General features: G+C 63.6%; 10 protein-coding genes. 9 read left to right on the forward strand and 1 reads right to left on the reverse strand.

All coding sequences use genetic code 11. The features are described 5' to 3' along the window. The first annotated feature begins 60 nt into the window (after window positions 1-60). Together recR and AC244_RS26755 are read left to right on the forward strand one after the other, a co-directional pair. Window positions 61-666, forward strand: coding sequence for a recombination mediator RecR (recR, locus tag AC244_RS26750; protein ID WP_053251865.1), 606 nt, complete (start codon window positions 61-63; stop codon window positions 664-666). 49 nt (window positions 667-715) lie between these two features. Then, a complete protein-coding gene (locus AC244_RS26755) occupies window positions 716-1,954 on the forward strand; it encodes a lytic murein transglycosylase (RefSeq protein ID WP_053251866.1) in 1,239 nt (412 codons plus the stop codon). Window positions 1,955-2,049: 95 nt separating this feature from the next. On the opposite strand, the gene AC244_RS26760 is transcribed toward AC244_RS26755, so the two are convergent. Beyond that, a complete protein-coding gene (locus AC244_RS26760) occupies window positions 2,050-3,684 on the reverse strand; it encodes an MFS transporter (RefSeq protein WP_053251867.1) in 1,635 nt (544 codons plus the stop codon). A gap of 275 nt (window positions 3,685-3,959) precedes the next feature. On the opposite strand from AC244_RS26760, the gene rimP reads away from it, so the two are divergent. The 7 genes from rimP to AC244_RS26795 all read left to right on the forward strand — a co-directional run bounded on the left by rimP (window position 3,960) and on the right by AC244_RS26795 (window position 13,100). Then, window positions 3,960-4,580, forward strand: a complete 621-nt coding sequence (gene rimP / locus AC244_RS26765; protein WP_053251868.1) for a ribosome maturation factor RimP — start codon at window positions 3,960-3,962, stop codon at window positions 4,578-4,580. 48 nt (window positions 4,581-4,628) lie between these two features. Next, the gene (nusA, locus tag AC244_RS26770; RefSeq protein WP_053251869.1) at window positions 4,629-6,245 is read left to right on the forward strand and encodes a transcription termination factor NusA; all 1,617 of its coding nucleotides are present in this window, start codon (window positions 4,629-4,631) and stop codon (window positions 6,243-6,245) included. Then, entirely contained in the window at window positions 6,245-6,943 is a 699-nt protein-coding gene (locus AC244_RS26775) for an RNA-binding protein (protein WP_053251870.1), read from the forward strand. The genes nusA and AC244_RS26775 overlap by 1 nt, the downstream gene beginning before the upstream one ends. 105 nt (window positions 6,944-7,048) lie before the next feature. Then, window positions 7,049-9,748 carry a translation initiation factor IF-2 gene (gene infB / locus AC244_RS26780; protein ID WP_053251871.1) on the forward strand — a complete coding sequence of 900 codons (2,700 nt, stop codon included), beginning with the start codon at window positions 7,049-7,051 and terminating at the stop codon, window positions 9,746-9,748. Between the two features lie 73 nt (window positions 9,749-9,821). Continuing rightward, window positions 9,822-10,229 (forward strand): 30S ribosome-binding factor RbfA, encoded by a 408-nt coding sequence (gene rbfA / locus AC244_RS26785; protein ID WP_053251872.1) that lies wholly within the window; start codon window positions 9,822-9,824, stop codon window positions 10,227-10,229. 8 nt (window positions 10,230-10,237) lie between these two features. Further along, window positions 10,238-11,173, forward strand: coding sequence for a tRNA pseudouridine(55) synthase TruB (gene truB / locus AC244_RS26790; protein WP_053251873.1), 936 nt, complete (start codon window positions 10,238-10,240; stop codon window positions 11,171-11,173). Between the two features lie 211 nt (window positions 11,174-11,384). Then, the gene (locus tag AC244_RS26795) at window positions 11,385-13,100 is read left to right on the forward strand and encodes a sensor histidine kinase (protein WP_053251874.1); all 1,716 of its coding nucleotides are present in this window, start codon (window positions 11,385-11,387) and stop codon (window positions 13,098-13,100) included. The last annotated feature ends 9 nt before the right edge of the window (window positions 13,101-13,109 follow it).

The following is a 13,109-nucleotide window of genomic DNA, read 5'->3' on the forward strand; positions in this document are numbered from 1 at the left end:
GCCCCGTCATATTCCGGCAAGGCGATTCCGTTTGTCGGCGATATGAGCTAAAAGCGCCGCATGGCAAAGCGAGTCACCGGTCCCGAAATCGAAAAACTGATCCAGCTTCTGGCAAAGGTGCCGGGGCTAGGGCCGCGTTCGGCGCGGCGCGCGGCGCTCCACCTGGTCAAGAAGAAGGACCAGCTGCTTGGCCCCCTGGCGGAAGCCATGGGCGAGGCCCACCGCAAGGTGCGCATCTGCTCGTGCTGCGGCAATGTCGACACGATCGATCCCTGCACGGTCTGCGCCGATGAACGCCGCGACCAGTCGGTGATCATCGTCGTCGAGGATGTCGCCGATCTTTGGGCGCTGGAACGCGCCGCGGCCATGAACGCCGCCTATCACGTGCTCGGCGGCACGCTGTCGCCGCTCGACGGCGTCGGCCCCGACGATCTCAACATCAAGGGACTGGTGCAGCGCGTTGCCAATGGCGGCGTGCGCGAACTGATCATCGCCGTCAACGCCACAGTCGAGGGCCAGACCACTGCCCACTATATCACCGACCAGCTCGAGGGCATGGAGGTGAAGATCACCCGGCTTGCCCATGGTGTGCCTGTCGGCGGCGAACTCGATTATCTCGACGAGGGTACGCTGGCTGCCGCCCTTCGCGCCCGCACCTTGATCTGAGCGGACCTACCGCTCCAACCGCCTGCGATCCAACCGATAGGGAAGCCGGATGCTGAGATTTCTATCACTGTCGACCTTGCTGTTCTGCGTTTTCGCGGGCTTCGCCCAGGCCGCCTCCAAGGCCGATGTCGAGAACCAGTTTCGCCAGTGGCTGCAGCGCGATCTCTGGCCGGAAGCCGAGAAGTCGGGCGTTTCGGCGCGATCGTTCAAGGCGGCATTTGCCGACGTGAAGCTGAACTGGGACCTGCCCGATCTGGCGCCGCCCGGTTTCCCCAAGCCGAAGGAGCAGAAGCAGAGCCAGGCGGAGTTTTCCTCGCCCGGCAGCTATTTCTCCGAGAAGCGCCTGCAGGGACTGGCGGCAACGGGACGAAGCCTTGCCTCGACGCATGCCGCCACCTTGAAGCGGATCGAGAAGGCCTATGGCGTTCCGGCCTCGGTGGTCGTGGCGATCTGGGGCCGTGAATCCGGCTTCGGCCGCGCCAAAATTCCCTATCCGGTCGTCGACGTCCTGGCGACGAAGGCCTTCATGTCGACCCGGCCAGATCTGTTCCGCCGCGAGCTGATCGCCGCCTTGCACATTCTGGAGAGCGGCGACGTCGAAGAGGCGTCGATGCGCGGCTCCTGGGCCGGCGCCATGGGGCAGCCGCAGTTCATGCCGTCGAGCTTCCTGCAATATGCCGTCGATTTCGACGGCGACGGCCGCCGCGACATCTGGAACTCGGTTCCTGACAGCCTGGCCTCGATCGCCAACTATCTCGTCAAGAAGGGCTGGCAGCGCGGCCGTGACTGGGGTTTTGAAGTGTCGATCCCGGCTGGCGTCTCCTGCGCGCAGGAAGGGCCGGATCTTGCCCAGCCGATGTCCGACTGGGCGACCAAGGGCATCACCCGCATTTCCGGCAAGGCGTTCCCATCGCATGAGCTTTCGGCACCCTCGATGATGCTGGTTCCGGCCGGCACGCATGGGCCGGAGTTCATCGTCACGCCGAATTTCTACGTGCTCAAGGAGTACAACAACTCCGACCTCTATGCGTTGTTCATCGGCAATCTTGCCGATCGCATCGGCTCGGGTGGCGGCACCTTCCGCGGCACCTGGGGCGACGTCGGCAACATGCTGCGCTCCGATGTCCTGGCGATGCAGAAGGCCCTGGTTGCCAAGGGCTACGACGTCGGCAAGGCCGACGGGCTTGCCGGCTACAAGACACGCCGCTCGCTCGGTGACTGGCAGGCCAAGAACGGCCTGGCGCCGACCTGCTTTCCCGACGCTTCGCTGAAGGCGAAGCTTCGGTAATTTTCCGCCCACCGGCGCCCGGGTTTGTGGCCGTTCCCGACGGCCCCCGCTTGTCTCATGGCATCGGGCGCTATGCGTCCGCGCGGGACAGCGCGTCAGTGCATGTCGACGTTCACCTGTCGCTTGTAGCGCTCGTAATGGGTCGGAACGATCGTCTGGCGCTCGATCATGCGGTGCACCCGCGGCGGTGCGCCGCCGCGATGCAGCGCCGTCAGCTTGTCGCCGACCGAGGCGTCGGCTTGCGTGCGGCGCTGGTTGTGGCGCACATACTCCACCCAGGTCGGCACATGGTAGGTTTCCGTCCAGGTCGTCGGAATTTCCAGGTCGCGCATCAGCGCCCAATGGCCGGCGCCGTCGCGGATGCGGATGCGCCGCCGTTCGGCCATGGTCTCCAGGAATTCCGGTATGTCGGCATCGTCGATCTCGTAATCGATCATGATGACGATCGGACCGCTGCGCGGTTTCAGGTCCAGCTCAAGCAACGGTTCGTTGAAGCGGTTGAGCGGGTCGAGGTTGAGCGATTTGAACTCAGGCAAGGGCAGGCGCAGGCCGATGGCCGCCCCCGCCAGCATCAGCAGACAGGAGACAATAAGCGCGTTGGTGGCGCCATAGAGCTCGGCCGTCGTGCCCCAGAGCCAGCTGCCGCCGGCAATGCCGCCGAAGGTCATGGTCTGGTAGAGCGACAGCGCCCGGCCGACCACCCAGCGCGGCGCCGAAAGCTGGACGGTGGTGTTGAACAGCGACAGCGCCAGCACCCAGGATGCACCGGAGACCAGCAGCATGAGACAGCTGAGCCACGCATAGGGGCTGAACGCAATGACGAGCGTGCTCAGGGCAAAGCCGCCGAAGGCCAGGCGAACGATCGCCTCGCTCGACATCATTTCACGCAGCCTTGCGCTGAGCAATGCGCCGCCGATCGCCCCGAGGCCGAAGGCGCCGAGCATCAGGCCGTAGGTGAGCGGGCCGCCCCGGACGAGGTCGCGCGCCACCAGCGGCAGAAGCGCGAGAATGGCGCTGGCCGACAGGCCGAACAGGAAGCCGCGCACCAGCACCTTGCCGATATTGGGCGACATGACGACATAGCGCAGGCCGGCCGTGATCGCCCTGCCGAGTGTTTCGCGCGGCAATGGGCTCATGGTCACTTCGCGCCGCCAGCGCACCAGCGCAAAGAGGATGGCGAAGTAGCTGAGCGAATTGGCGGCAAAGGCTGCCGCCGCACCCGCGGTCGCGACGATCACGCCGCCGATTGCCGGGCCGACGCTGCGGGTGATGTTGAAGCCCATGCTGTTCAGCGCGACTGCCGCCGGCAGGTCGTCGCGCGGAACCATGTCGCCGACCGAAGCCTGCCAGGAGGGATTGTTGAGCGCGGTGCCGCAGCCGATCAGGAAGGTGAAGAGCAGAAGCAGCCACGGCGTGATGATGCCGAGATAGGCGCAGACGGTCAGAAGCACCGACACCGTCAGCATGAAACACTGCGCCACCAGCATGATCCGCCGCCGGTCGAAATTGTCGGCAAGCGCCCCCGAAACCAGCGAGAACATCATGATGGGAAGCGAGGTCGAGGCCTGTACCAGCGCGACCATGTTGGCCGACGAGGAAATCGAGGTCATCAGCCAGGCGGCGCCGACCGTCTGAATGAGGCCGCCGAAGTTGGATGCGAGGCTCGCGATCCAGATGGTGCGGAAGATGTCATGCTTGAAGGGGGCCAGTGGCGAGATTCGGGTGGGCACCTCGTCTTCTCTCTCGTGTCTTTTGATTGCGGTATCGAAGCGGTTCGTTGCCTGTTATAAACCTCGAAGACCGAAGTGCCAGCCGCTGAAACTTGCCGTCGCATCGATTGCCTGTCGCCCGCATCTCTCTGGCGGCTTCGGCCGCCACCGGTCGAACACCTTGCAATTTGCGGCAACGAGGCGTATATGGGCCTCAAATTCTTGATCGGTAGATGAAGAGTGGGCCCGTCAGGACCCGCTCTTTTTTATTAGCCGGTCCCATGAGGAGACATCGTTTGTCCGATCCGACAACGGCTGAAAATGAATATGAACCCCGCCTGATCACCGAGACCGGTCTTGATCAGCGCATCGCCGACATCATCGAGCCGGTGCTGACGCCGATGGGCTATCGCCTGGTGCGCGTGCGCATGTCCGGCCAGAACGGCATGACGCTGCAGATCATGGCCGAGCGCAACGACGGCACCATGACCGTCGACGATTGCGAAGCGATCTCGATGGCCATTTCCCCGGTTCTCGATGTGGAAGATCCGGTCGACAAGGCGTATCATCTGGAAGTGTCGTCGCCCGGCATCGACCGCCCGATGGTTCGCAAGTCCGATTTCTTCCGCTGGCAGGGTCACCTGCTGAAATGCGAGACCTCGGTGCTGGTCGAAGGCCGCAAGCGTTTCCGTGGCAAGATCGTGTCGGTGGATGCAGATGGCTTCCAGCTCGAGCGCGATCAGCCGGCCTATGGCGAGGAAGCGACGGTGGTCATTCCCTTCACCACGCTTGCGGAAGCGCGGTTGATCCTGACCGACGACCTGATCCGTGACGCCCTGACAGCCGACAAGAAGGCCAAGGCAGCGCGCGCCGCGAACGAGAATTTCGAAGACGAAGATTCACCTATCGAAGAATAAAAGCCGGGGCGGTGCTTGAGGCCCCCTGCAACCAGACGGAGACATGAGATGGCAGTCAGTGCTAACCGGCTCGAGCTTCTGCAGATCGCAGATGCAGTGGCACGCGAAAAGGTGATCGACCGCGAGATCGTTCTGGCCGCGATGGCCGATGCGATCCAGAAGGCCGCGCGTTCCCGCTATGGTTCGGAATCGAACATCCGCGCCGACATCAATTCCAAGACCGGCGAAATCCGCCTGCAGCGTCTCCTGGAAGTGGTCGAGAAGGCGGAAGACTATTCCACCCAGATCCCGCTCGAACTGGCCCGCGACCGCAACCCGGACGCCAAGCTCGGCGACTTCATCGCCGACCCGCTGCCGCCGATGGATTTCGGCCGTATCGCCGCCCAGTCGGCCAAGCAGGTCATCGTGCAGAAGGTTCGCGAAGCCGAGCGTGACCGTCAGTTCGACGAATTCAAGGATCGCGTCGGCGAGATCGTCAACGGCACCGTCAAGCGCGTCGAATACGGCAACGTCATCGTCGATCTCGGCCGTGGCGAAGGCATCATCCGTCGCGACGAGATGATCCCGCGCGAAAACATGCGCTACGGCGACCGCGTCCGCGCCTTCGTCTACGACGTTCGCCGCGAACAGCGCGGCCCGCAGATCTTCCTCTCGCGCACGCATCCGCAGTTCATGGTCAAGCTCTTCACCATGGAAGTGCCTGAGATCTACGACGGCATCATCCAGATCAAGTCGGTTGCCCGCGATCCGGGTTCGCGCGCCAAGATCGCCGTGATCTCGAACGATAGCTCGATCGATCCGGTCGGCGCCTGCGTCGGTATGCGCGGTTCGCGCGTTCAGGCCGTTGTAGGCGAACTGCAGGGCGAAAAGATCGATATCATTCCGTGGTCGCAGGATCCGGCATCGTTCATCGTCAACGCGCTGCAGCCGGCGGAAGTCGCCAAGGTCGTTCTCGACGAAGATGCTGAGCGCATCGAAGTGGTGGTTCCGGACGAGCAGCTGTCGCTGGCCATCGGCCGCCGCGGCCAGAACGTTCGCCTCGCCTCGCAGCTGACCGGCTGGGATATCGACATCCTCACCGAGCAGGAAGAGAGCGAACGTCGCCAGAAGGAATTCAACGAGCGCACCAACCTGTTTATGGATTCGCTCGACGTCGACGAGATGGTCGGCCAGGTTCTGGCTTCCGAAGGCTTCGCGGCCGTCGAGGAGCTTGCCTATGTCGATCTCGACGAAATTGCCTCGATCGACGGCTTCGACGACGAAACGGCCACCGAAATCCAGACCCGCGCTCGCGAGTATCTGGACAAGCTGGAAGCCGAGATGGATGCCAAGCGCAAGGAACTCGGCGTTGCCGACGAACTGCGCACGATCAATGGTCTGACCAGCCCGATGCTGGTCGCGCTCGGCGAGGAAGGCATCAAGACCATCGAGGACTTTGCCGGTTGCGCCGCCGACGACCTGGTCGGCTGGAGCGAACGCAAGGACGGCGAGACCAAGCGCTTCGAGGGCACGTTCTCGAAGTTCGAGGTTTCGCGCGCCGACGCTGAAGCCATGATCGTTCAGGCCCGCCTTGCTGCCGGCTGGATCACGGAAGACGACCTTGCCGTCGAGCAGGAAGAAGATGAGGCGATCGAGGTTGCCGAAGGCGCGGAACAGGACGCCTGATGGCGACCACCGCATCGACTGACGCTGACGCTCTGCCTTCGGACAAGGGTCCGAAGGACAAGAGCGGCAGCACCCGGACTTGCATCGTCACGCGCGAGAGTGGCTCGCCCGACGATCTGATCCGCTTCGTCGCCGGACCCGACGGCCGCATCGTTCCCGATCTGAAGCGTCAGCTTCCGGGGCGCGGCTGCTGGATCAAGGCGGAGCGGGCGCTGGTCGAAAAGGCCATGGCGAAGAAGCTCTTCGCCCGGGCCTTGAAGGCCGACGTCAAGGTCGATGCGACGCTTGCCGACGACGTGGACAGGCTGCTCGTCGAGCAGCTTGCCGGCATGATGAACATGGCGCGCAAGGCGGCCCAGTTCATCTCCGGCGCGACGAAGACGGAGCAGGCCGTTCGTGGATTGGCGGCACTCGCCGTCTTCCACGCGAGTGATGCGGCAGCCGACGGCGTCCGCAAGATAGACCAGGCCCGCAAGGCGATGAGCTTTGTGGTTGAACATGAAACGGAAATACCCGCGTTCCGCCCCTTCACGGCGGCGGAAATGGAGGGCCTTTTGGGAAGTAATGCTTTTATCCATGCCGCAACGCTTGCAGGGCAGGCGGGTGAGGGTGTAGTGAAGCGCGCAATCATGCTCGAAAAGTACCGTGGATCCGTCCCGGTCCGGGCCGAAGGCGGCGCTGGCAAGCCACAGCAATGACGCGCGTCACCGGCAAAATCCGGCATCGCGTACATTGTTTGAGACAATTTGGAAGACAGGGTCAGGTGATACGCATCCGGCCCTGATCGCTAGGAACGGAACGGAATGACCGACAACAACGACGACAAGACAGGCAGCGCAGCAGGCAAGAAGACGCTGACCCTGAAGCCCTCCGGGGTTTCGCAGGGGACCGTGCGTCAGGACATGGGCCGTGGCCGCACCAAGGCGGTCGTGGTCGAAACCAAGAAGCGCCCCTTCCACCGCCCCAAGGACGAGCGGCCGATCACGCCGGTGGCCGCGGCTCCCGCCGCACGGCCGGCCGAGCCGCGTCCGGCTCAGCCGCAGCCTTCGGGCCGCCCGGCCCCGCAGCCACAGCAGCACCAGACGCGCCAGGAAGCCAACCAGGCGAACCGTCCGCGCGTCGGCGTCGTTCTGAACCAGCTTTCCGCCGGTGAGATCGATGCGCGCCGCCGTGCTCTGGCCGAAGCGCAGATCCGCGAAGCCGAAGAAGCGGTCATCCGCGCCGAGAATGAAGCGCGCCGCAAGCGTGAGGAAGAAGCCCGTCTCCTGCAGGAGAAGGAAGAAGCCGCACGCCGCGCCGCAGAAGAAGCAGCACGCCCGGCTGTCGAGCCCGAAGCCAAGGCCGAAGAGGTTGTCGAAGAGCGCCCCGTGGCTGCTCGCGCACCGGCGGTCACTGAGCGTCGCGTCGACAATCGCCCGCAGGCCGGACGGCCCGCTGCCCCGGCAGCAGCCATTCCGACGCCGGCACCGGCCGGTGCTCTGCGCGGTCGCAAGGTCGACAACGAAAAGGATGACGATCGTGGCCCGCGCCCCGGCGCAGGTCCGGTTCGTGGCAAGGTCGTGCGTCCGGAGCCGGCAAAGCCGGTAACGCGCCCGAAGGGTGACGATGGTCGCCGCCAGGGCAAGCTGACGCTGACCACCGCTGCCGACGAGGATGCCGGCCAGCGCGCCCGTTCGCTGTCGGCGATGCGTCGCCGTCAGGAAAAGTTCAAGCGCAGCCAGATGCAGGAGACCCGCGAGAAGATTTCGCGTGAAGTCGTTCTGCCGGAAACCATCACTATTCAGGAACTGTCGCAGCGCATGTCCGAACGCGCCGTCGACGTCATCAAGTACCTGATGAAGGAAGGCCAGATGATGAAGCCCGGCGATCTGATCGACGCCGACCTGGCCGAGCTCATCGCCGGCGAATTCGGCCACACCGTGAAGCGCGTTTCCGAGTCCGACGTCGAAGAAGGCATCTTCAACGTGTCCGACATCGAGGAAGAACTGGTTTCGCGTCCGCCGATCGTCACGATCATGGGTCACGTCGACCACGGCAAGACCTCGCTGCTCGACGCCATCCGTCATGCCAACGTGGTTGCCGGCGAAGCGGGTGGCATCACCCAGCACATCGGCGCCTATCAGGTCGAGCAGAACGGCAACAAGATCACCTTCATCGATACCCCGGGCCACGCGGCGTTCACCGCCATGCGTGCCCGCGGTGCCCAGGCGACCGACATTGCCATTCTGGTGGTTGCGGCCGACGACAGCGTGATGCCGCAGACGATCGAATCCATCAACCACGCCAAGGCGGCTGGTGTTCCGATCATCGTGGCGATCAACAAGATCGACAAGCCGACGGCCAATGCTCAGAAGGTTCGCACCGAACTTCTGCAGCACGAAGTCTTCGTCGAATCCATGGGCGGTGAAGTTCTCGACGTTGAAGTGTCGGCGAAGAACGGCACCAACCTCGACAAGCTCCTCGAAGCGATCCTGCTGCAGGCGGAAATCCTCGACCTCAAGGCCAATCCGAACCGGACGGCCGAGGGTACGGTGGTTGAAGCCGAACTCGACCGTGGTCGCGGCGCCGTCGCAACCGTGCTCGTTCAGAAGGGCACGCTGCGTCCGGGCCAGATCATCGTCGCCGGCGACCAATGGGGCCGTGTGCGCGCTCTGGTCAACGACAAGGGTGAACACGTCAAGGAAGCCGGCCCGTCGATGCCGGTCGAAGTTCTCGGCCTTTCGGGCACGCCGGCAGCGGGCGACAAGTTCGCCGTCGTCGAAAACGAAAGCCGCGCTCGCGAGATCTCGGAATACCGTCTGCGGCTCGCCCGCGACAAGGCGGTTGCCCGTCAGTCCGGTTCGCGCGGTTCGCTCGAGCAGATGATGACCCAGCTCCAGACATCCGGTCTGAAGGAGTTCCCGCTCGTCATCAAGGGTGACGTGCAGGGTTCGATCGAAGCGATCGCCGGTGCGCTGGACAAGCTCGGAACCGACGAAGTGCGTGCGCGCATCGTCCATTCCGGCGCCGGTGGTATCACCGAGTCGGATATCTCGCTGGCCGAAGCATCGAATGCCGCCATCATCGGCTTCAACGTTCGTGCCAACAACCAGGCCCGTTCTGCTGCCGAGCGTGCAGGCATCGAGATCCGCTACTACAACATCATCTACGATCTGGTGGATGACGTTAAGGCGGCGATGTCCGGTCTGCTCTCGCCCGAGCGTCGCGAAACCTTCCTCGGCAACGCCGAGATCCTGGAGGTGTTCAACATCACCAAGGTCGGCAAGGTCGCGGGTTGCCGCGTCACCGAAGGCAAGGTCGAGCGTGGCGTCGGCGTCCGTCTGGTTCGCGACAACGTCGTTATCCACGAAGGCAAGCTCAAGACGCTCAAGCGCTTCAAGGACGAAGTCTCGGAAGTCAACGTCGGTCAGGAATGCGGTATGGCGTTCGAGAACTACGAAGACATCCGCGCAGGCGATACGATCGAGTGCTTCCGCGTCGAACACATCACGCGGACACTGTAAGATCCGTCCGATTAGAAATTGTGCGGGCGCCGGGTTATCCTTCGGCGCTCGCATTTTTTTGAGGTATTGACCAATGACCAGAGCCACATCCTCTGCCCCATCCCAGCGCATGCTGCGCATCGGTGAACAGGTGCGCGCCGCGATCACGCAGGTTCTGCAGCGTGGCGAAGTCCGCGATCCCGTCATCGAGAAGACGCTGATCGCGATCTCCGAAGTGCGCATGTCGCCCGATCTGAAGATTGCGACCGCCTATGTGACGCCGCTCGGCGTTCCCAACCATGCGGAAGTCATCGAGGCGCTGAACCGCAATGCCAAGTATATTCGCGGCCGGCTCGGGCCCCAGCTTCGCCAGATGAAGTATATGCCCGACGTTCGTTTCCGCGACGATACGAGCTTCGACAACTACAAGAAGATCGACGCCCTCCTTCGCTCACCCGAAGTGAGCCGCGATCTCGATCCGAATACCGAAGACGAAGAATAGAAGAGTTCATGTCCAAACCGCGTAAACCCAAGGGCCGCCCGATTTCCGGTTGGCTGATCCTCGACAAGCCGCTCGATTTCGGCTCGACCGAAGCCGTTTCCAAGATCAAGTGGCTGTTCAAGGCGCAGAAGGCCGGCCATGCCGGCACGCTCGATCCGCTGGCTTCCGGCATGCTGCCGATCGCCCTTGGCGACGCGACCAAGACCGTTCCCTATGTCATGGACGGCCGCAAGATCTACGAATTTACCGTGGCCTGGGGCGAAGAGCGCTCGACCGACGACCTCGAAGGCCAGGTGACCCATTCCTCGGCCGAACGCCCGACGGAAGAGGCGATCCGCGCCCTGCTGCCGAACTATACCGGCGTCATCAGCCAGGTGCCGCCGCAGTTCTCGGCGATCAAGATCGACGGCGAGCGTGCCTATGATCTCGCCCGCGATGGTGAAACCGTCGATATTCCGGCGCGCGAAGTCGAGGTCTTTCGCCTGACGCTGCTCGGTGCCACGCCCAATCTCGCCCAGTTCGAGATCGAATGCGGCAAGGGCACTTACGTCCGCTCGCTTGCCCGCGACATGGGCCGCGATCTCGGCTGTTTCGGACACATCGCTTCGCTGCGGCGCACCTTCGTGGCGCCGTTCGGTGAAGACGACATGGTGCCGCTTGCCGATCTGGTCGCGCTGGAAAAGATCGAAAGCGACGAGGAGCGATTGGCCGCACTTGACGCCTTTGTGATCGAAACCGGCGAGGCGCTCTCCAGCCTGCCACATATCGCCGTCAACGACGACCAGGCGCACCGGCTGAAGATGGGCAATCCGATTATCCTTCGTGGCCGCGATGCGCCTTTGGCAACGCCCGAAGCCTATGCCACGGCTCGCGGCAAGCTGATCGCCATCGGCGAAATCGCCGAGGGCGAGTTCCGTCCTAAGCGCGTCTTTGCCGTCGGCTGATCTCTTCGATTCCAGCATTTGCGTTTGCCGCATCGCTGACGCATGATCCCGCCCAAGGGCTTGCGACCGCTTCGAAACGATCTCGTTTCTCGGTCGCAGGCAGCGTTCGCTTGCGATCCCTCCGGTCGCTCCGATGACGGCCGCCGTTCGGCGGTCGCGAGAACGGCGCGTCCTGCTCGATGCGCGGCTCGATAATTGAGAGGCGGTGCAGTTGGCGCAGGTTTCGCAAGAGGGAAGGAAGAGTACCGTGGGTCGCGGGGCGGCAGCTCTCGATTTCATTCGCCACCGCCTGACGCGGCCTTTCCGCTTCTACCTGACATCGCTGCTTTTGATCGCGATCGTTCCCGCATTCATCTTTTCACTCGTGGTGCTGAAGCGAAGCGTCGACGCGCAGGAGCAGGTCATCACGGCGCTGCTGCAGGCTTCGACCGGATCGGTGACCCGCATCGTCGAGCGTGACGTCGAGGGCATGCTGACGACGCTGAAGGTACTCTCGACCGCGCCAGCGATGGAGGGCGGTGACATGGAGGCCTTCTATCGCAGGGCTTCGACGGCGCTCGCCGACACCGACTCCTACCTGATCGTCATCGACCGCAAGCACAATCAGCGCATGAACACGCGAGTGCCCCTCGGTACACCGCTCGCCAAGGCCTCCGACTCCGCCTCGGTCGAGCGGGCTTTCACCAACAATGGCGCGCCGCTGGTGTCGAACGTGTTCTTTGGCCAGACGGCCGAAAAATGGGTCTTCAACGTTTATTTGCCGGCGAAACTTCCAACCGGCGAGGAATATCTGCTCACCCTGACGCGGAACGCCGAGAGCATGGCAAAGGCCGTGAACCGCGAAACCCTGTCGCCGGGCTGGAATGCCGCTCTGGTCGACGGTAACGGCAAGGTCATCATTTCATCGGATGCCGGGGTCAAGGCGGGTGAACCGTTCTTCCTCGACAAGGTGCCGGCGATCAGCATCGGCGTGCGCAACATCACCGAGAACGGCACCGCCTATCGGGTGGCCACGGAGTTTTCCGTCGTGACCGGCTGGCGGATCATCGCCTGGGCGCCGCGCGCCGCGGTCGATGCGCCGGCCGTCTGGTCGTTTCTGTGGCTGTCGCTCGGCGGCATCATCTTTGCCGGCATTGCCATTGCGGGCTCGCTGGCAATCGCACGGCTCTTGTCGCAAGGGGTCAAGCTCGTCGCGCTCGATGCGCGCCGTCTCGGCGCGGGCGAGCGCATCGAGCCGCGCCCGCATATGATCGCCGAAGTCGAAACCGTATCCGCAGCCCTTGCCAAGGCGGCGGCGTCGCGCACCAAGGCCGAGAGCGAGATCCGCTTCCTCATGCGCGAGGTTGCCCATCGCTCGAAGAATCAGCTGACGGTGATCCAGTCGATGCTGAACCAGTCGGTGCATTCGGCCGAAAGCGTTGCCGACTTCGCAGAATCCTTCCGCAGGCGCATTGCCGGCCTTGCCCGCTCGACCGATCTGATGATCGCCAACGCCGCCCAGGGCGTCGACTTCCGGGAACTCGCCCAGAACCAGTTACAGCCTTTCACGCCGGATGATCCCAAGCGCGTCGTCCTGTCGGGTCCCGCGTTGCGATTGGACACCCAGATCGCCCAGACGCTCGGCATGGCCCTGCATGAGCTGGCGACGAACGCCACAAAATATGGTGCGCTTGCCAATACCACCGGTGTCGTCAAGCTCAGTTGGTCGCTGTCCGACGAGGGCATAGCCATTCGCTGGCGGGAGGAGGGCGCCGACATCGCCGCCGCGACGACCCGGAGCCGCAAGGGCTTTGGCACGCTGGTGCTGGAACGCATGCTCGGCATGGCGTTGAAAGCCGAGCTTGAACGGATCATGCATCCTGACGGCATCGAGTGGCGGATCAACATCCCCAGGGATGCGAAGGACGGCGACGACGCGGAGCCTTGAGGGTCATGC

This window comes from Ensifer adhaerens (assembly GCF_001270265.1).
In the GTDB taxonomy this organism is placed as follows: domain Bacteria; phylum Pseudomonadota; class Alphaproteobacteria; order Rhizobiales; family Rhizobiaceae; genus Ensifer; species Ensifer adhaerens_B.

Bases quoted from the DNA above. Each gene is read 5' to 3' on its own strand.
- rbfA (WP_053251872.1), top strand. From the start codon at position 9,822: ATGACCAGAGCCACATCCTCTGCCCCATCCCAGCGCATGCTGCGCATC.
- nusA (WP_053251869.1), top strand. From the start codon at position 4,629: ATGGCAGTCAGTGCTAACCGGCTCGAGCTTCTGCAGATCGCAGATGCA.
- infB (WP_053251871.1), top strand. From the start codon at position 7,049: ATGACCGACAACAACGACGACAAGACAGGCAGCGCAGCAGGCAAGAAG.
- truB (WP_053251873.1), top strand. From the start codon at position 10,238: ATGTCCAAACCGCGTAAACCCAAGGGCCGCCCGATTTCCGGTTGGCTG.
- AC244_RS26755 (WP_053251866.1), top strand. From the start codon at position 716: ATGCTGAGATTTCTATCACTGTCGACCTTGCTGTTCTGCGTTTTCGCG.
- AC244_RS26775 (WP_053251870.1), top strand. From the start codon at position 6,245: ATGGCGACCACCGCATCGACTGACGCTGACGCTCTGCCTTCGGACAAG.
- recR (WP_053251865.1), top strand. From the start codon at position 61: ATGGCAAAGCGAGTCACCGGTCCCGAAATCGAAAAACTGATCCAGCTT.